Origin of the sequence: Mycobacterium sp. E2497, assembly GCF_001668695.1 — a bacterium.
Classification (GTDB): Bacteria; Actinomycetota; Actinomycetes; order Mycobacteriales; family Mycobacteriaceae; genus Mycobacterium.
Genome location: NZ_LZKD01000181.1, coordinates 26,050 through 43,633, shown reverse-complemented (window position 1 = coordinate 43,633; position 17,584 = coordinate 26,050). Strand labels below are relative to the sequence as shown.

The 17,584-nt window shown below is 68.0% G+C and carries 17 protein-coding genes; 12 read left to right on the top strand and 5 right to left on the bottom strand.

Going from position 1 to position 17,584, the window contains the following annotated elements:
* The first annotated feature begins 33 nt into the window (after positions 1-33).
* Positions 34-1,317 (top strand): cytochrome P450, encoded by a 1,284-nt coding sequence (locus tag A5713_RS16850; protein WP_369804482.1) that lies wholly within the window; start codon positions 34-36, stop codon positions 1,315-1,317.
* On the opposite strand, the gene A5713_RS16845 is transcribed toward A5713_RS16850, so the two are convergent.
* Both A5713_RS16845 and A5713_RS16840 read right to left on the bottom strand, forming a co-directional pair.
* The gene (locus A5713_RS16845) at positions 1,314-1,505 is read right to left on the bottom strand and encodes a ferredoxin (protein ID WP_068097324.1); all 192 of its coding nucleotides are present in this window, start codon (positions 1,503-1,505) and stop codon (positions 1,314-1,316) included. The two genes, A5713_RS16850 and A5713_RS16845, sit on opposite strands and share 4 nt — an antisense overlap.
* Before the next feature lie 20 nt (positions 1,506-1,525).
* The gene (locus A5713_RS16840) at positions 1,526-3,910 is read right to left on the bottom strand and encodes a CoA transferase (RefSeq protein WP_068097321.1); all 2,385 of its coding nucleotides are present in this window, start codon (positions 3,908-3,910) and stop codon (positions 1,526-1,528) included.
* Positions 3,911-4,010: 100 nt separating this feature from the next.
* On the opposite strand from A5713_RS16840, the gene A5713_RS16835 reads away from it, so the two are divergent.
* Positions 4,011-4,832, top strand: a complete 822-nt coding sequence (locus A5713_RS16835; protein WP_067916594.1) for a FadR/GntR family transcriptional regulator — start codon at positions 4,011-4,013, stop codon at positions 4,830-4,832.
* 10 nt (positions 4,833-4,842) lie between these two features.
* The gene (locus A5713_RS16830) at positions 4,843-5,562 is read left to right on the top strand and encodes an SDR family oxidoreductase (RefSeq protein ID WP_068097317.1); all 720 of its coding nucleotides are present in this window, start codon (positions 4,843-4,845) and stop codon (positions 5,560-5,562) included.
* Here the strand turns inward: A5713_RS16830 and A5713_RS16825 are convergent.
* A complete protein-coding gene (locus A5713_RS16825; protein ID WP_068097314.1) occupies positions 5,525-6,394 on the bottom strand; it encodes an LLM class flavin-dependent oxidoreductase in 870 nt (289 codons plus the stop codon). The genes A5713_RS16830 and A5713_RS16825 overlap by 38 nt on opposite strands.
* A 78-nt stretch (positions 6,395-6,472) precedes the next feature.
* On the opposite strand from A5713_RS16825, the gene A5713_RS16820 reads away from it, so the two are divergent.
* The 5 genes from A5713_RS16820 to A5713_RS16800 are packed head-to-tail and all read left to right on the top strand — an operon-like array spanning position 6,473 to position 12,213.
* Positions 6,473-7,540: an acyl-CoA dehydrogenase family protein gene (locus A5713_RS16820; protein WP_068097311.1), complete on the top strand. Its 1,068-nt coding sequence runs from the start codon at positions 6,473-6,475 to the stop codon at positions 7,538-7,540.
* Positions 7,537-8,634, top strand: coding sequence for an acyl-CoA dehydrogenase family protein (locus A5713_RS16815; RefSeq protein ID WP_068097308.1), 1,098 nt, complete (start codon positions 7,537-7,539; stop codon positions 8,632-8,634). The genes A5713_RS16820 and A5713_RS16815 overlap by 4 nt, the downstream gene beginning before the upstream one ends.
* On the top strand, positions 8,631-9,788 hold the full coding sequence (locus A5713_RS16810) for an acyl-CoA dehydrogenase family protein (RefSeq protein ID WP_197508948.1): 1,158 nt from the start codon (positions 8,631-8,633) through the stop codon (positions 9,786-9,788). Before A5713_RS16815 ends, A5713_RS16810 begins: the two co-directional genes overlap by 4 nt.
* A complete protein-coding gene (locus A5713_RS16805) occupies positions 9,785-10,720 on the top strand; it encodes an acyl-CoA dehydrogenase family protein (RefSeq protein WP_068097305.1) in 936 nt (311 codons plus the stop codon). Before A5713_RS16810 ends, A5713_RS16805 begins: the two co-directional genes overlap by 4 nt.
* A complete protein-coding gene (locus tag A5713_RS16800) occupies positions 10,717-12,213 on the top strand; it encodes a class I adenylate-forming enzyme family protein (RefSeq protein ID WP_068097302.1) in 1,497 nt (498 codons plus the stop codon). Before A5713_RS16805 ends, A5713_RS16800 begins: the two co-directional genes overlap by 4 nt.
* 17 nt (positions 12,214-12,230) lie before the next feature.
* Here A5713_RS16800 and A5713_RS16795 read toward each other — a convergent pair whose 3' ends face one another.
* Positions 12,231-12,641, bottom strand: coding sequence for a hypothetical protein (locus A5713_RS16795; RefSeq protein WP_231980472.1), 411 nt, complete (start codon positions 12,639-12,641; stop codon positions 12,231-12,233).
* Positions 12,642-12,933: 292 nt separating this feature from the next.
* On the opposite strand from A5713_RS16795, the gene A5713_RS28360 reads away from it, so the two are divergent.
* The 3 genes from A5713_RS28360 (at position 12,934) to A5713_RS16785 (ending at position 15,471) form a co-directional block, all read left to right on the top strand.
* Positions 12,934-13,353: a hypothetical protein gene (locus A5713_RS28360; protein WP_156751915.1), complete on the top strand. Its 420-nt coding sequence runs from the start codon at positions 12,934-12,936 to the stop codon at positions 13,351-13,353.
* Between the two features lie 184 nt (positions 13,354-13,537).
* A complete protein-coding gene (locus tag A5713_RS16790) occupies positions 13,538-14,653 on the top strand; it encodes an FAD-dependent oxidoreductase (protein WP_068097299.1) in 1,116 nt (371 codons plus the stop codon).
* An 83-nt stretch (positions 14,654-14,736) separates the two neighbouring features.
* Positions 14,737-15,471, top strand: a complete 735-nt coding sequence (locus A5713_RS16785; protein WP_068097296.1) for a DUF4396 domain-containing protein — start codon at positions 14,737-14,739, stop codon at positions 15,469-15,471.
* Positions 15,472-15,550: 79 nt separating this feature from the next.
* Here the strand turns inward: A5713_RS16785 and A5713_RS16780 are convergent, their stop codons facing one another.
* Complete coding sequence (locus tag A5713_RS16780; RefSeq protein ID WP_068097293.1) at positions 15,551-16,408, bottom strand: SDR family oxidoreductase; 858 nt, start codon at positions 16,406-16,408, stop codon at positions 15,551-15,553.
* A 72-nt stretch (positions 16,409-16,480) separates the two neighbouring features.
* Between A5713_RS16780 and A5713_RS16775 the strand changes: the two genes are divergently transcribed.
* On the top strand, positions 16,481-17,512 hold the full coding sequence (locus A5713_RS16775; RefSeq protein ID WP_068097290.1) for a hotdog fold thioesterase: 1,032 nt from the start codon (positions 16,481-16,483) through the stop codon (positions 17,510-17,512).
* Positions 17,513-17,584: the final 72 nt, after the last annotated feature.

The window sequence follows — 17,584 nt, the reverse complement described above, 5'->3', positions numbered from 1 at the left end:
CGACGACAACGTCTATTTTTACTATTTTAAGCATTGAACGTCAACGCGGCGCGGATGCGCCCCGGCAGAGCGGGATATCACATGGCGGCTGCGGTGGTGGACCTTTCCGACTTCGCCCTGTGGCGCAATGGTTTTCCGGACGAACTGTTCGCGGAGTTGCGACGCAGCCGGCCGATCTTCCGCCATGAACTGACCCCGGGCGTGGCGCAGACCGTGCACCGTGATTTCTGGGTGGCGACCAAACACCGGCACGCCGTCCGCCTGCACCGCGACACCGACTCGTTCACCGCGGCCGACGGCCCGCTCATCCAACCGGTCGCCCTGTTCTCGGCGTCCCCGACGATCATCACGCTGGACCCGCCGGAATTGAACAAGCGCCGCAAACTCATCTCGAACGCCTTCAATCCCCGGGCGATCGCCAAGCTGGAGGACGGCATCCGGGCGCGTGCGGCACGGATGATCGATGCGTTGCTCGTCAAGGGCGGCGGGGACTGGATCGAGGACGTCGCCGACGCCCTGCCGATGACGGTGATCGGCGACATCATCGGCATCCCGGACGAGGACCGTCCGCGGATATTCGACATCTTCGACCGCATCCTGAAGGTCCTTGCGCCCGAGGCGGGCCCGAGCGGCCGGGTCGAGCTCGACCTCTTCGCATCGGTGTTCGCTTACGCGACGGAGCTGACCGCGCAGAAGCGGCGCAACCCCACCGATGACATCTGGAGCACGCTGGCGACCGCGGTGATCACCGGCGAAGACGGCGAAGAATTCAGCCTGCCCGCCAACGAACTGGAGTTCTTCTTCTTCGTCCTGGCCTTCGCCGGCAGCGACACCACAAAGAACGCGCTGGCCATCGGGCTGCAGGCCTTCATGGCGAATCCGGAGCAGATCGAGCGCTATCGCGAGCACGAAACGCTGCGGCCGAGCGCCGTCGAGGAGGTGCTGCGCTGGGCCTCACCAGTCGCGTACTGGACGCGCACCGCCAAGGTCGACGTCGAAATGGACGGTCAGCACATCGCGAAGGGTGAACGCGTCGTGTCGATGCTGCGCTCGGCGAACCGCGACGAGGAGGTCTTCTCCTCACCGTTCGCGTTCGACATCGGCCGTCAGCCCAACCCGCACGTCGCTTTCGGGGGCGGCGGACCACATCATTGTCTGGGCGCCATGCTGGCCCGGGCCGAGCTGCGCGCGGTGTTCGACGAACTGTTGTTGCGCTGCGACGATATCGAAATCGGTCCGGCCAAGGCGGCTTACCCGAATCTGACCACCAACATGTCGATCTACGACGCGATGCCGATATCGCTGACCGAGCGCTAATCGATCAGCCGCAGCGCGGCCTTGGGGCACTGATCCAGCGCGGCGCGCACGTCGATCTCGAGCCGCGGCGGCACGGGGCCGTCCGCGATCTGCACCACATCCTCGTCCCCGAGTTCGAACACCTCCGGCGCCAGCGATTCGCAGAAACCGTTGGCCTCACACAGGTTTTCGTCCACTGTCACGCGCATCAGATGCCCTCCACTTCTCTCTAGAGGCCCTTGGGTCGGGTCCCGATCACCCCACTGGTTGCGAGGCGCGTCAGTTCGTCGTCGCTCAGCCCGCACCGATCGCGAAGTATGTCTTCATTGTGCTCACCCAATCGCGGCGGTGGCCGCCGCAGCCAATGGTCCTGGCCGGCCAGCCGGGCGAACGGGGGGCAGGGATAAAGCCCCGCACCGGTGCTGGGATGGTGCAGGGTCTCCAGGAAGCCGCGGTGCCGAAGCTGCGGGTTGTCGGTGACCAACGACGGTGACACCACCGGCGCGGCGGGGATGCCGGCGGCGGCTAACCGCTCCACCGTCGCGTCGAGGGGTTGGCGGGCGAACCACTCCGCCAGCCGGCGATCGACGTCATCCGCCCGCTGCGACCGCCCGGCGACGGTCGCCAACCCCTCGTCGCACCAGGCCGGTCGACCCATCAGCTCGACCAGCGCACGCCACTGCCCGTCGTCGCGCACGGTGACCGCGATCCAGTCGTCGTCGCCGGCGCACCGATAGATGTTCTGGATGGCGTCGCCGAAACCGCGGTTGCCCCGCCGGGTCAGCGTCGTCCCGAAGACCTCCGATTCGATCGCCTGGATCGCGGTGGCGTTCAGCACCGTTTCGAGCATCGGCAGCTCGACCAGCTGCCCCGATCCGGTGCGTTCGGCGAAGTTGAGCGCCGCCAGTACGGCGAACGCGGCGTGCACGCCGGCCAGCGGGTCGCAGGCCCCCCTTGGGGTGACCGGCGGCTCGTCGGGCAGCCCCGTCACCCAGGCCAGGCCGGCGATCTGCTCCATGGTGGGGGCGAATCCGACCCGATCCCGCCACGGCCCCTCCAGCCCGAAAGCGGGCATGCGGGCAACGACGAGTTCGGGATTGACCTTCAGCAGCACGTCGGCGGTCAGGCCGAAGTGGTCCATCACGCGTGGGGAGAAGTTCTCGATGACCACGTCGGCGCCGGCGGCCAGCTCGGTGAACAGGCGGCGCCCGTCTTCGGAGCCCAAATCCAGCGTGACGGAGCGCTTATTGGTGTTCATGGCGTGGAAGACCCAGCCGTACTCCCACCAATCGTCGACGTCGGTGCGCATGCCACCCGAATAGCGGATGCCGTCGGGTCGCTGGATGGATTCCACCTTGACGACATCGGCGCCGAAGGCGGCCAGCAGGTGGGTTGCCGCGGGACCGGCCCAGAACGCGGTCAGGTCGACGATGCGCACACCGGCCAGTGGTAACGTGCGCGGAGCCGAGTCCGCCCCGGGTTCCCTTGGGGACCAAGGCTTCTCATCATCGGCCTCGCCGGGAACGGGTGCGGCCCCCGGCGGTGCGGGCGCGCATGCCGACATCAGCCATGGCGGCCGGGGCTGGTGAAAGCCGGCGGGATTGGCAACGAACGCGCCGCGCTGGGTCACATACTCCATATCCCGGATCGTGGAGCCGTTGCCGAGCGCCGCGATGGGCAGCCGGAACAGCTGGCCGAGCTCGACGATCTCCTCGACGGTCCGTTCGGCCAGCCAGGGGCGGATCTGTTCGCGGATCAGGTCGCGGTAGGCCCACCGGCCGATCTGGAAGCGGAGCTGCTCGATCTCCTCGAGCTGCGGACACTCGACCATCGCGACGAAGTCGAGCCATTGCTGGCCCGTGACCATGGTGATCCCGACGTAGCCGTCTTTGGCGGGCTCGATGGAGGGCACCTCGAGGGTGCGGCGGATCGGCGGCACCTGCAGCAGCTGGGAGTGCAGCCATTCGCTGCTCTGCATTGCGGTGAGCGCTTCCAGCATGGACAGGTCGAGGTGCTCACCGGGGCCGCCGCGGTCGACGCGGCGGCGCACGGCCAGCGCACCGAATGCGGCGTAGACGCCGCCCATGTACTCCCCCAGCTCGCCGCCGATGGAGATGGGCGGCCCGGCGGGATCGCCGCGGAAGCCGGGCGAGCCCGCCCACGCCTGCAGGGTGAATTCGCTGGCGGCCCGGTCGGCGTACGGTCCGGCCCAGCCGAAGTCGGAGATCGTGACGATGATCGCGCGCGGGGAGGCCGCCAGCAACCGCTGCGGGTCGACACCCAGGGCCGCCGCCTGGGAACGCCCGGCCGTGAGAACCACCACGTCAGCGGCGGCAAGATCGGCGGAAAAGCCCTCGGAGCCCGGCGGGTAGGTCGCGCTGCGCTTGCCGGCGTTGAGGTAGGCGAACAGTGGCGAACTCCGCCCCTCCGGCACCGGCGACCGAGTGGCGGAATACCGGCGGAGCCAATCGCCTTGCGGTGGTTCGATTTTGCGCACCTGAGCGCCCGCGTCGGTCAGCAGCTTCCCGCAGTAGCTGCCCGCTATCCGGTCGCTGATCTCTACGACGCGCAGGTCATGCAGCGGCGTGGGCCGGCTGTCGGACCGCTCGCTCACTTAGTACCCGCCCTCCCGATCGACACGCGACCGAAGAAGCTATTTATACCATTACTGCTAAAATAGCTAAGCCAGCGAGTTGCTTTGCATCGAGGATCGGATGACCGCCTTGGGAATTGGGCAGGACGCCCGTCGCCGATTATCGGCGCCGCGGATCGCAGAGATCGTAGCCGACGAGCTGCGCCGCCAGATCATCAACGGCGAGCTCGCCGACGGCGATCTCTTGCCGCGTCAAGAGGTGCTCGTCGAACAGTTCAACGTGAGCCTGGTTTCCCTGCGCGAAGCGCTGCGGATCCTGGAAACCGAGGGGCTCGTTTCGGTCCGGCGGGGCAACCGCGGCGGGGCCGTCGTGCACGCCCCGGCGAAGACGAGCGCCGCCTACATGCTGGGGTTGTTGCTGCAGAGCGAGTCCGTGGCCGTCGCCGACCTGGGCATGGCGTTGCAAGAACTCGAACCCGCGTGCGCCGCCCTGGCCGCCCGGCGGCCGGACCGGGCGGACACCTTGGTGCCCGAACTCAATCGGGTCAACGACTCCATGGCCGAAAACATCGAGGACGGTGGGCTGTTTACCGAAATCGGCCGTGAATTCCACGATCTCGTGGTCCGCGGCTGCGGTAACCACACCATCATCGCGGTGGTCGGCAGCTTGGAGACGCTGTGGACCAGCCACGAACAACAGTGGGCGGACGAGAGCGCGGCGCGTGGCACCTATCCCTCGTTGGCGCAACGCCGGGCGGTGCTCAGCACGCACGTCAAGCTGACCGAGACCATCGCGGAGGGCGACGTCGACCGGGCGCGCCGCATCGCCGGTCGCCATCTCGCCGACACCCAGACCTATGTGCTCTCCGGTGGGCCCGATCAACGAATTCACGCGCTGTCGCCGCAAGCCTTGTCGCGGACGCGGGATTTCCGGCAATCGTAAGCGGCGGCCGTTGAGAACCGCGTTGGTGACCGGCGGCAGCGGCGGGATCGGCAAGGGCTGCGGCCGCAAGTTGGTCGAGCTCGGTTACGACGTGGTGCTGGCAGCGCGGCGCGAAGCGCCGTTGCGCGCGGCCGCCGAGGAGATCGGTGCCCGCCACGTCGTGGCCGACGCGTCGGACCCGGACGGATTCGCAGCTGCGGTAAGCGCATTGGAAACGATCGACCTCGTCGTCCACGCGGCGGGCACGTTGGGCGGGACGTACGCGCGCAAGCAGACGTTCGAGCAGTGGCGGACCATCATCTCGGCCAATCTGGATTCGTGCTTCGTGGTGACCGCCGCCGCACTGCCGAGGATGCGCGCCGGTTCGCGATTCGTGTTCATCTCCTCGTCGGCGGCGCACGAACCGATGATGGCGCGGACGGCCTACTCGGCATCGAAGGCCGGCATGAACGCATTCGCGCGGGCCCTGGCGCTGGAGGTCGACCGCGACGGCATCAGCGTCCACATCGTCACACCCGGCCCGGTGGAAACCGAGATGCTGCAGGACGTTCCCTTCGAGATGTACGCGATTCGGGTCTCGGATGTGGCCGACGCGGTCGCCTGGCTGGACACCGTCGACCCGTCGGTCGACCTCCCGGAGATTCGGCTGAGCGCGGTGCAACGCGGGCCGTACGCCCGGCCGCCGGTGGTGCCTACGGAGGCCCGCCGCCGGAGGCAGCGAACACCTTGATCACCGTTTCCCCGAATTCATCCAGGGAATCGGGCACGGCGAAGTCGGCGAACCACACATAGAACCGCTCGACCCGCTGGGTGGTCAGTCCGGTGAAGTGTGCGATCAATTCGTCGGCGTCGCCGCAGACCAGCCCCGACCCCAGGTTGCCGAATCGCCGCTGGCTGACCTCGCGCACTGTGTTCGGGTCGCCGCCCGTTCGGAAGAACCCCACCATCTGCTGGACCGAGACCCGGGCCGTTCCTGCGGAGGTCGCCAGCTTGGGCAACTTGTCGAGGTGGTTGGCCGGCACGTTCCACCAATCCGCGTGTCTGCGAACCAGTTCCATCATCCTGGGGCCGGTGCCACCCAGGACGAGCGGTATCGGATGCGACCTTCGCGGGGCCTGCGGAGCCGCGCCGTGCGGATCGTCGCCCCAGTACCGCCTGATCAAGTCGAGGTGGCGCCCGAGTTGCTCCACCCTGGCCACCGGATCCTGCTGGCCGACATCGAATCTGGTGAACTCCGCGGGCCAGGACCCCGAGCCGAGACCCAGCTCGAACCTGCCCCCCGACGCGTCCGACAGGGTAACGGCTTGCTTGGCCAGCACCGCGGGGTGGCGAAACGCGTCGCACAGCACCAGGTGTCCGATCCGCAGCCGCTCGGTCTTGGCCGCCACCCAGCCGGCAATGCCCATTGCCTCCCAGATGCTTTCATCGGGTAGGCCGGGGGCCTCGAGGTGATCGATGAACGCCATGCCGTCGAAGCCACTGGCCTCGGCGTGGCGCGCCCGCTCCACGATGTCGGCCGCCGACAGCCGCACCTGCGGCAGGAACAAATACCACTGGACCATGCATCCACCTATGCATATATCGCCGTGCGATTGCGAACCGGGGCGCTAGTTTACTATTTTTATTATGTTAGGGGTCTTATGGATGTCGGGCTGAATGCGGACCAGCTGTCGCTGCGCGACACGGTGCGCGACATCCTGCGCACGGAGTGCCCGGCCGACGCGGCCCGGCAAGCGATCACCGATCCGGAGCGCTGGCGCGCGCTGTGGAAGACGGTTGTCGACCTCGGTTGGACGGAGCTCGCCGAGGCGGGCGACTACGGGCCGGTCGAGCTCGCGGTCGTGCTCGAGGAATGCGGTGCCGCCCTCGCGCCGATTCCGTTGCTGAGCAGTGTCGGTCTGGCCGCGGGCGCGCTGCGGCACACCGGGCTCGAGGCGGTTGTCGACGACATCGCGGGCGGAGCCATCGCCACCCTGGCCGTGCATGCCAGAGGTTCCCGGCTGGCGGGTGCGCCGATGACGCTGCACGGCGGACGGCTCCGGGGCCGGGCGGTCGCGGTCCCCAACCTGTCCCGCGCCGATCTGCTCGTCACGCTGGCGCGGGCCGACACCGTCTCCAGCGGCACAGTGGTGGCGGCCGTTCGCTGCGGTGACGGGGTGACCGTGATCGCCGGCGAGTCGACCGACCCAGCGCAACCGCTCGCGGACGTCGAGGTCGACGCGGAGCCGGTGGCCACCGCACCCGTCGATGTGGACGCGGCGTTGACGCCGCCATTGGTGGCCGCGGCCGCCGATTTGGTCGGCGTGGCCCGCGCCGCCCTGCATCGCGCCGTCGAGCACGCGAAGACGCGCCGCCAGTTCGGCACGCCGATCGGCGCCTTCCAAGCCATCAAACATGCGCTCGCTGACAATTACGTCGGCTTGGAGCGCGCGCGAAGCCTCACCTATGCCGCGGCCGCGCGGCTGGCCGGTCCGACCGCGTCCCCAACAGCCGCGTGGACCGGCGCGGCACTCGCCAAGGCGGCGGCCGGCGAAGCGGCCGTCAATTGCGCGAGGACCGCAGTCCAGGTGCACGGTGCGCTCGGGCAGACCTGGGAGCACGACGCTCACCTCTACGTGCGGCACGCCTGGCAGACCGCCGCGATGCTGGGCGATAGCCGGGCGCTCTACCACGAGGTGGGCCGCCGCTTCGCAGGAAGCGCGAAATGACCTCGTCGACCGAGGAATTCGGCGATTGGCTGAGCGACTTCCTGCCGAAGGACTACTACGCGAACTATCGGCAATACCGCTGGGACCTGACACTGCGGCGGGCGTACCAGCGGGCCGCGTTCGAGGCCGGATGGATACAGCCGACCTGGCCGCGGGAGCACGGCGGCCGGTCCCTGGGTTTGCGGGATGCGATGGAGATCAGGATCGAGGCGGCGCTGCGGTCGGCGCCCAAGCTGCCCAACATCGCCGGCCCCAACGTCGCCGCACCCGGGATCCGGCAATTCGGGACGACCGCCCAGATCGACCGCCTTCTCGTACCGCTGCTGCGCGGTGACGAATGGTGGGCGCTGGGCATGTCCGAGCCGGAGGCCGGATCGGATTTCGCCGGCCTGCGCACGCGGGCCGAGCGTGACGGGGACGTCTTCCGGGTGAACGGGCACAAGATCTGGACCACCCAAGCGCACGAGTCGCGGTGGTGCAACCTGTATGCCCGCACCGATCCGGAGGCACCCAAACACCGGGGTATTTCCTGCCTCATCCTCGACCTGCACTCGCCGGGAGTGCGCATCGAGCCCATCCGGATGGCATCGATCTCCGACGAGACGTTTTGCGAGGTCTTCCTCGACGACGTCGAGGTGCCCGCCGACAACCTCCTGGGGCCGCTGCACGGTGGGTGGAACGTCGCGTTGTCCTCGCTGCACCACGAACGCCAGATGATCTGGATCATGAACTGGGTCGAGATCAAGCGCGGACTCGACGCGGTACGCCGCGCGCAGCCGACGGCGGATATCTGCGCCGAGCTCGGTTCCCTGCTCGCCGACGCGGAAGCGTTGCGGGCCACCGGATACCGCGCCCTGGCCAACGAACTGGCGGGGCGACCCAGCCCCGAAGCCGACACCATGAAACTGCTCGGATCGGTGACCCTGCAGCGGGTTTGGGACCTGGCCGCCGCAACCGAGGGAATGCAGGCCCTCAGCGACCCAGACCTGCTCTTCGAACGCCAGGACGCGCTGGCCGCGACGATCTACGGGGGAACATCGGAAGTGCAGCGCAACATCATCGCCGAGCGGCTGCTCGGGCTGCCGAAGGGATGACGACGATGGATTATGACCTCGGCGACGACGCTGCAGAGTTGCGGAAACACCTGCGAGAGCTGATATCCGACCACATTTCCGCCGACTTCCTCGGGGCCTGCACCGAGAACCCGCGCGATCTCGCCACCACCGAGACGTTTTGCAAGCTCCTGGCCGCGGAGGGCCTGCTGGCGCTGGCCTGGCCGAAAGAACATGGCGGCGGCGGGGGTTCGGTGTGGCAGCAGACCGTGCTGCGCGAGGAGATGTGGGCTCAGCACGAGCCACGCGGTCCCCAGTACATGGGCATCAACTGGGTGGGCCCGGCGCTGATGCGCTACGGAACGGCCGAGCAGAAGGCCAAGCACCTGGCGGCCATCGCCGCCGGCGACGTGATCTGGTGTCAGGGGTTTTCCGAGCCGGAGGCCGGAACCGACCTCGCCTCGCTACGCACCCGCGCCGTCCCGGACGGGGACGGGTGGCGCATCACCGGCCAGAAGGTGTGGACGTCCTACGCGTTGATGGCATCGTGGTGCGTGCTGGCGGCGTGCACCGATCCCGAGGCCCCGAAGCCCAAGCGGCTCACCCTCTTTCTGATTCCGATGGACCGGCCCGGCTTTACCGTCCGGCCCATCGGATCGATGCTGGGGCCGCACCACCTCAACGAGATGTTCTTGGACGGCGTAGCGGCGTCTCCCGGCGACGTCCTCGGCGAGGTCGGTGACGGCTGGCGGGTGATGCGTGAGGCGCTGGCGTTCGAGCGCGTCGGCATCGCCCGTTACGCGCGGTGTGAGTCGTTGCTCGAACGCATGCGCGCACTACTCGGCGACGACTGGGACACGCTGCCCGAGTCTCTTCGATCGCGGTGGGTGCGGGCGCTCGTCGACCTCCGGGTGGCGCGGCTGCTGGCCTACCGGGCGGTGTCGCTGCAGGATGACCCGGCGGCGGGCGCGGCGGCCAGCGCGGCCCGCATCGCCACCACCACCTGCGACCAGCAGGTCGCCGAGCTGCTCTTCGACGTGCTGGGCCCGATCGCGCTGGACAGCGGTTCCGGCGCGGCGCTGCACGGGGCCATCGAGGACCATTGGCGCTACGCCCAGGCGGCCACTGTGGCATCGGGCACGATCGAAGTGCAGAAGATGCTGGTGGCCCGGGACGTTTTGGGAGAACACCGATGAACACCGAACTGCCCCAGGACATCAGCGACTTCGCCGCGGTCGCGGCCAAGCGATTCACCCGGCTCGGCGGCCCGCAGGCGGCGTTGCGCGCCGAGACCGACGACGGCGTCCGGGACGCCGCGCGCACCGCCCTGGGCGAGGTCGGCGCGTTCGACCTCGATGTCCGCTCGGAGGCGGACGACCTGCTCGCGGGGGCCGTGCTGTGCCGGGCCGCCGGCGCGGCAGCGTTGCCCTATCCGGTGGCCGAGGAGCTGTTGGCGATCGACGGCGCCCGCCTTGCCCTGGTCAACCCCGAGGCGCCGCGCATCGACCACGGCGACCTGCCCGGCGATTGGCTCGCCGCCGACCTCGACGGCAACCGCTACCGCCCGCGCCCGGCGTCGCGGACCGCCGCCAAACTCGGGCCGTTCCTCGTGCCCGCTTCCCTCGGCGAACCCGACGGAACCATTCCGGCCAGTGACGTCAACCTTCATCTCGTGCTGGGATCATGGCGGATTCTGGGGTCGGTGGAGCAGGCGCTGCACATCGTCACCGACCACGTGCGCGCCCGCATTCAGTTCGGTAAACCGCTGGCGGATTTCCAGGCCGTCAGGTTCGCCGTCGCGGAGGCCGCCGTCGCCGTGCGCGGACTGTACGAATTGGCGAAATTCACCGCCTGCCGGCCGGAATCGCTACCCATAGAGATCCATTCGGCGGACGCACTCGTTCTTCGGCTCAAGGCATCCGACACCGCGCGGCAAGTGCTACGCACCGCCCACCAGCTGCTAGGCGCGTTGGGTTTCTGCGACGAGTCCGACGTCAGCGTGCTCGACCGGCACACCCAACCGTTGGTCCGCCTGCCGCTGGGCGCCGAGGCGCTGGCGTTGCGCCTGATCCCGGACGTCCGCGACGGCTCGCTGGAAACTCTGTTCAGCGGGCCGGTATCGGCGTGACCGAATCGCCGGCGGCCGAAGCGACGGCCAACCCGCTCGCCGACGGAGTCCCGTTCGGCGTCAAGCTCCACGAGCTCGCCGAGCAGCGCCCGAATGACCCTGGGGTCACCATCGTCGCCCTCGACGGCACCGCGCAGTCGCTGTCTTTCGGTGAACTCGACGCCCGCGCCAACCAGTGGGGCCGGGCGCTGGCCGCCAACGGCGCTGACACCGGTTCCCTCGTCGCCCTGGCGATTCCCAACTCCGAGCACCTGGTGCTGGCCACGCTGGGGTGCTGGAAGGTCGGCGCCGTTCCCGTGCCCATGCACTGGGACCTGCCCGAGTGGGAGCGCGACAGGGTGCGCGAGGTGATCAACCCCGCCGTGGTCGTGGACGAGGCGAGCCGGTGGCGCCTGGAGGCCCAAGCGGACGCTGAGGCCGCCGGCGCCCTGCCCGTGGCCGTCTCCCCCAACGTCAACGGCATCTGCAGCAGTGGTTCGACCGGCGTGCCGAAGGTGATCCTCAGCCTGGCTCCCTCGCTGTGGACTCCGCAGCACGGCGAGCCGTTCCTGTCGAACTGGACGCCGGTGGCCCAGCCCCAGACCATCATGGTGCCCGCGCCGATGTACCACACCAACGGCTTCGCCACCTTCTTCTTCCTGCTGGCCGGAGATCACCTCGTGATACTCGAAAAGTTCGATGCCGCTTTGGTTCTGGACGTAATCGAACGCTTCCGGATCACCAACTTCACCGCCACGCCGACCATGCTGGCGCGCATCGCGGCCCGGCCGGACGTCAGGCAGCGAGACCTGTCCAGCATCGTGTTCGTCCTGCAGGGCGCCGCCGTGATGCCTCCCTCGCTGATGCACACCTGGTTCGAACTGCTGAGCCCTCAGCAGATCGTGTCGGCCTACGGCATGACCGAGAATCTCGGGCTCACCGCGCTGCGCGGCGACGAGTGGCTGGCTCATCCGGGCAGCGTCGGCCGCGGTTTCCGCGACACCGAGATCCGGATCCTCGACGCAGGAACCAGACAGCTGGGTCCCGGTGAGCACGGCGAAATCTATCTCCGCGCACCGATGAGCGCGGGCTCGCGCTATGTCGGCGGCGCGCCGCCGCTGCCGTCGACCGAAGACGGCTTCCGCTCGGCCGGCGACATCGGCTATTTGGACGAGGACGGCTACCTCTACATCGTCGACCGCCGCGTCGACATGATCATCACCGGCGGGGCGAATGTGTTTCCGGCGGAGGTGGAGTCGGCGTTGGCCGGCCATGCCGGCATCGCCGACGTCGTCGTCATCGGCCTCGCGGATGCGCGATGGGGACGCCGGGTGCACGCGGTGGTTCAGCTCGCCGACGGCGCGAAGCTCACCGAGGAACAGGTGATCGAGTACGCGAAGAGCCGGCTTGCCCATTACAAGGCGCCCAAGACGGTCGAGTTCGTCGACGCGATTCCCCGGACCGCGGCGACCAAGGTCAATCGCTCGGCGATGATCGAGGCGCGCGGCGGCTGAGGGCGGCGCCGAAACCGTCAACCGATGGCGGCGATTCCGGAACTCGAGATGATGAAGCCGCGACCCGACGTGACCGTGCACGTCACCCCGTCGGTCTCCGAACGGCACATGAACGGGCCGGTTCCCTTCGCCTGCCCATAGCCGAGGGTCGGCGTGCCCTCCGGCGGGTTGGCCAGACAGCTTTCGCCGGTACAGCGCGAGAGTGCCCCCGTGGGATCCATCGTCACCGACTGCGGCGGGGAGATGCTGAAGCAGAACGCCGAGTCGGGGATTCCCCGGCGCTGATAGTCGATCTCGCAGCTGATGTTGCGTGACGGGGACAGGAAGGCCACGTAGTTGTCCTGATCCGCGGCGGCCCGCGGGACGAACAGAATGGCGGCGGCGCCGCCCAGGACGGTTGCCGCGAGGGTCAGCGCGTATCTCAACACCCGCCAACCGTGCCATAGCGGGGGCACGCGACGCACCGATTCGGTGCATCTCGTTACCGACGTTCGCGTTCGACAGCGAAAGTGTTCGCGGCCATCGTCAGCACAGCGCGTCCCGCGTCATAATCATATACCCCGTATGGGTACATGTATCAGGCCGGTTATCACCGCCGTTGCAGAATGCACTTGAAGATTGGTTTTGGACAGCATGATTCGTTAATTGTCAACTCATCGTCAAGGGTCCGTGCGGGCTACCTGACATATACCCCAGGGGGGTGATAGCATTTTCACTGCCATGCACCTGCAGATCACCCACACCAACCAGTGGCTGCGCTACACCACCGCAGTCCTGGCCCTTTTCTGGGCAGTGGGCGTCGCCGCGGGGTGCCATCTGCCGCACGTGCCCACAGCGATTCCGGGGACGTCATCCCATGCGGCGACTGCGGGCGGCCCCGAAGGGGCTACGCCGGCCCACCTTGCACCAGCCGGCGGCGATTCGTGCTCGCCGCTGGACCAGGCCTGCAAGCATGTGGCGCAGGCATGCTCCACAAGCGATCTGGTGGCGCTTGACGTCGTCATCGCAGCGATCGCGTTGGCCGGTTCACTGGCCGGCCCGGTGGTGTGGGCGCGGCGAGGCCCACCGCGAACCGCTCGATTCGTCTTTCATTGTTCGGGTCGAAATCTCTTGACCCGCTTCTGCATCGCTCGTATCTGATCGGTCAGCGTCAGGCCGCCGTGGGTTCGCCCGTCGGCCGGCCGCCGCTGTCCATGTTCATCGCCGCAGGCGAATCGCCAACGGCATTCATTGTGAGAAACGAGAGATAGATGAGTCTTGCCCTGTCTGCATGTCGAAATCATTCCGGCAGTACCACTTTGGAGATCCGACGGGAGGCGCGGTCATGACGGCGCGCCCGGACCGGCCAGGCGCACTGGTGATCGGGGCCGGGGTGAGCGGGTGGACCACCGCGCTGGTGCTGGCCCGCCGAGGCTGGCGCGTCGTCGTAGCCGCGGACCGGTTCGGCGTCGACACGGTGTCGACGGTGGCCGGCGCCCTGTGGGAATGGCCACCGTCGGTGTGCGGCCGCCACCACGACCAATCCGTATTGGGCCGTTCCGCGGAGTGGGCGCGCTACTCCTACATTCGCTTCGCGCGGCTCGCCGCCGATCCGCGAACCGGGGTCAGCCTGCGTCCGGCGGTGTTCTATTTCTCCCGGCCGGTCGATGAGGATCCGGCTGAGCTGACCAAGATGATTGAGGTCGAACGGTTCGTGCCCGGGTTCGTGCGCGATCCCGACCTGATCGCCGCCCAGGGTGTCAGCCCCGACGCCGGGGTGGTGGACGCCTATTCCTACCTGGCACCCACCATCGACACAGACTGGTACCTGGCGTGGCTGGGCCGCCAGTCAGAGGCCGCTGGAGTCACCGTCAGCCGGCGCAGCGTCCGCGGCCCGCTCGCGGACCAGGAGGACGACCTGCTGGCCGAGTACGGGGTCGAGCTGATCATCAACTGCTCGGGGCTGGGGGCGCGCGAGCTGGCCGGTGACCCGACCGTGGTGCCGCACCGAGGCGCGCTCCTGCGGGTGGTCAACGACGGCAACTACATGCCGCGTGTGACCGCGGCCCACGCGGTGGCCAACGACACGAGCACCGACAACCAGGACATGGTCTTCATCGTGCCCCGTGGCGCCAACCGGCTATTGCTGGGCGGCCTGGTCGAGACCGGTGAGTACAGCACCGACCTCGCCTTGGACAGTTATGCGCCCCTGCGGGAGATGCTCGACCGCTGCACAGGGTTCCTGCCGATTCTGCGGGACGCCCGACTGGACCCTGTCGACCCTGTCCGGGTCGGGCTGCGGCCGTTCCGCGAAGGCGGCGTGCGGCTGCAGCACGAACCCGGCACCCGCGTCGTGCACAACTACGGGCACGGCGGTGCGGGCGTGACCCTGTCGTGGGGCTGCGCTGACGAGGCTGCCCAACTGGCCGACGCCGTGCTCGCCCAGCAGGGTGTCGCATGAACCGCTGCTGCGAGCGACCAAGGGCGAATTAGTCAGCACTTCAAGGGGCTTCAGCTCCTCTCGACATAGAAAGGATCAAATTCATGATGTCCATGCCTGCACCCGAGTGGGTGACGCTCTCAGCCTGGATTGTGACCGGCCTCGGCGCGCTCCTTGCCGCAGCCATCCTCGCGGATATCTACGTGAGTGGTCATCGGCAGCCACTACGCGCGATGGAGCTAGTCTGGCCGATCACCGCGATCTATGCCGGTCCGCTGGTGTGGTGGGCCTACTATCGGTGGGGCCGGCCGGCGACTCCACGCTGGCAGCGCCAACACGGGCGCGCGCCCAGGCCGGGACTGGCCGCGACGGCGGCGGTGCAGACGATTCCCGGCGGCGCCGTCTCGTTCGTCGGCCACATGATCGCCATGCCGTTGGTGATGTTGACCGGGGTGACCATTGCCGGTCAGGGCGTGTGGCCGATGATGTTGCTGATTGCGGCTTTTGCGCTTCCGTTGCTGATCGCCTTCGAGTATCACTCGCTAGCCCTGACCGGCCGGAACCAGTCCGTGGGCCAGCGACTGTGGGCGGCGTCGCGAATCTCGGTTCTCGCGATCGTCGCGTTCGACGTGGGCATGGGAGCCTCCATGCTGCTCGTCGCGTTCGTCTTCGCTTACTCCCCGGCCTCCATGGCGTTCTGGCTCGTCATGTGGGGCGGCATGTGGCTCGGGTTCGCCACCGCCTATCCGATGGTGTGGTGGCTGCTTTCCAAGGAGGCGACCGAAGCGGAGGGCACGTCCGCGGTCACCCGCACCTCGCGGGTACAGACGGCACACTAACTACCCGCAACCTCGAAAGACGTTGTCGCCGTCGTCATTTACACAATCCGAGAACAGGCACCGGCGCCCCGGCCGATCGTCAACGCGCCGGCGGCGCCGAGGCCTGCTCCATTCGCCGAGCGCTCCTGAGCACTCCTTTGGCCGCTCGCATCGACAGCGCCGGCGAGAGCCGCTCGAGGTACCAAAATGCCTTCCACCACGCAGGCACCACGATGATCGCGTCCCCACGCAACACGGCATGTAGCGCGCGCTCGGCAAATTTGTCGGGCGCCATCGGGTGCAGCCGCTCCCACATCGTGAGGATCTGCTCGTCGCTGATGCCTGCCAGGCCGGTCCGTCCGTACTTGCCGCCGGTGAGAATCGGAGTCCGGATCACGCCGGGGCAGAGCACCGAGACCTGCACCCCGTGGCGCTCTCCCTCCAGACGCAACGTCTTCGAGAGCGCGACGACGGCGTGTTTGGCGGCGGTATAGCTGGCCTGGCCGGCGGTCGTCATCAGGCCGGCCATGGAGGCGGTGTTCACGATATGCCCGGAGTGCTGCCTGATCATGATCGGATACACCGCTTGGATGCCGTGCACGACACCGCGCAGGTTCACATCGAACACGTCGTTCCAGTCGTCGAGCGTGTATTTGTCGACCTCACCGGCAACTCCGATGCCCGCATTGTTGAACAGGTAGTCGATCCGCCCGGAGTGCTGCACCGCCTCGGCGACGGCGCGCTCAAACGCCGGATAGTCGCGCACGTCCAGCTCGATCGCGTGCGCCTTGCCGCCGCGGCTGTTGAGGCGTTGTGCGAACTCCTGCGCGGGGCCGACCTGCCGATCGGCGATCCATACCTCGGCGCCCCCGTCGACCAGCGCGGCGGCCAACGCCGCGCCGATGCCGGACGCGCCGCCGGTGACAAATGCGACTTTCCCGGACACGCTCGCCGCCATTGCAGCAGCCTAAGCGCGGTAACCTCATTCTCATAGCGCGCGCCGCGCGCCGAGGAAGGGGACTACGCGCTCATGACCGACCTGGGCGACGACGTCGAAGTGACGCGCGGCGACCGCTTCATCAAGACGGCCGTCGCGATCCTGGGCGAAACCGGGCGCACCGACTTCACCGTGCAGGAGGTCGTCGCCCGCTCCAAGACGTCGCTGCGCGCCTTTTACCAGCACTTCAGCAGCAAGGACGAATTGCTGCTGGCGCTGTTCGACCGGACCATCGCCCAGTCGGTGAAGACCTGGCGCGCCGAAACCCAGGGGCTGGACAGCACCGCCGCGTTGAAACTCGTCATCGACCGCATCAGCCAGCAACCGGAATCGAGCACCCAGGACAGCCTCAATCGCGCATTGACCCTCTACAACCAGCACCTGGCCGAGACCCGCCCCCGCGACTACGCGCGCGTGCTCTCCCCCTTGCATCAGCTCCTGCGCGACATCGTCGGGCAGGGCATCACCGAGGGGGTCTTCAACCCGGGACTCGACGTCGGCGCGGCGGCCGCCATCGTCATGCAGACGGTGATGGGCGCGCAGCGATTGCATTGGCTGGGAACGGAATTGAACGGAGCACCCGTCGACGCGGGCCAATTGTACGACTTCTGCAGCCGCGCCCTCGGCATCCGAGAGATCGACGAGGAAGCGCCCACGCCGTCGCTGACCGAGCTGTTCGCCCAGATCGGCATGCGGCCGGGCACCCGCGCCGGCGAGTTCGCGATGACGATGCCCGTCAGCCCGGCCGTCGTCAACACGTCCGGCGCGCTGCAGGGCGGCCTGATCGCGACCCTTGTCGACGTGGCGGGCGGACAGTTCGGGCTCGAACATCTCCGGCCGGGCACCACGATGACGACCGCCGACCTGTTCATTCGTTACCTGCGCCCCATCCGGCAGGGCTCCGCGTATGCGGTGCCCCGGATGCTGCGGTCCGGGCGGCGGGCGATGGTGATGCAGGTCGACATCTACGGCGACGGCGACGACGAACTGCTTGCCACGGCGACCGTCAACTTCGCGATCATCAGCGGGCCGACGCCGACGTCCGGCCTGAGCGCGGACGGCTAACACCCTCTTGCGCACAAGTGGTAACGTCATTACCACCTACAGAGAATTCAAGACTTCTCCCGAGGAGATCGC

Coding starts and splice junctions, on each gene's coding strand:
- A5713_RS16845 (WP_068097324.1), bottom strand. CDS start 1,505: ATGCGCGTGACAGTGGACGAAAACCTGTGTGAGGCCAACGGTTTCTGC.
- A5713_RS16835 (WP_067916594.1), top strand. CDS start 4,011: ATGACCGCCTTGGGAATTGGGCAGGACGCCCGTCGCCGATTATCGGCG.
- A5713_RS16825 (WP_068097314.1), bottom strand. CDS start 6,394: ATGGTCCAGTGGTATTTGTTCCTGCCGCAGGTGCGGCTGTCGGCGGCC.
- A5713_RS16820 (WP_068097311.1), top strand. CDS start 6,473: ATGGATGTCGGGCTGAATGCGGACCAGCTGTCGCTGCGCGACACGGTG.
- A5713_RS16815 (WP_068097308.1), top strand. CDS start 7,537: ATGACCTCGTCGACCGAGGAATTCGGCGATTGGCTGAGCGACTTCCTG.
- A5713_RS16810 (WP_197508948.1), top strand. CDS start 8,631: ATGACGACGATGGATTATGACCTCGGCGACGACGCTGCAGAGTTGCGG.
- A5713_RS16805 (WP_068097305.1), top strand. CDS start 9,785: ATGAACACCGAACTGCCCCAGGACATCAGCGACTTCGCCGCGGTCGCG.
- A5713_RS28360 (WP_156751915.1), top strand. CDS start 12,934: ATGCACCTGCAGATCACCCACACCAACCAGTGGCTGCGCTACACCACC.
- A5713_RS16790 (WP_068097299.1), top strand. CDS start 13,538: ATGACGGCGCGCCCGGACCGGCCAGGCGCACTGGTGATCGGGGCCGGG.
- A5713_RS16785 (WP_068097296.1), top strand. CDS start 14,737: ATGATGTCCATGCCTGCACCCGAGTGGGTGACGCTCTCAGCCTGGATT.
- A5713_RS16780 (WP_068097293.1), bottom strand. CDS start 16,408: ATGGCGGCGAGCGTGTCCGGGAAAGTCGCATTTGTCACCGGCGGCGCG.
- A5713_RS16775 (WP_068097290.1), top strand. CDS start 16,481: ATGACCGACCTGGGCGACGACGTCGAAGTGACGCGCGGCGACCGCTTC.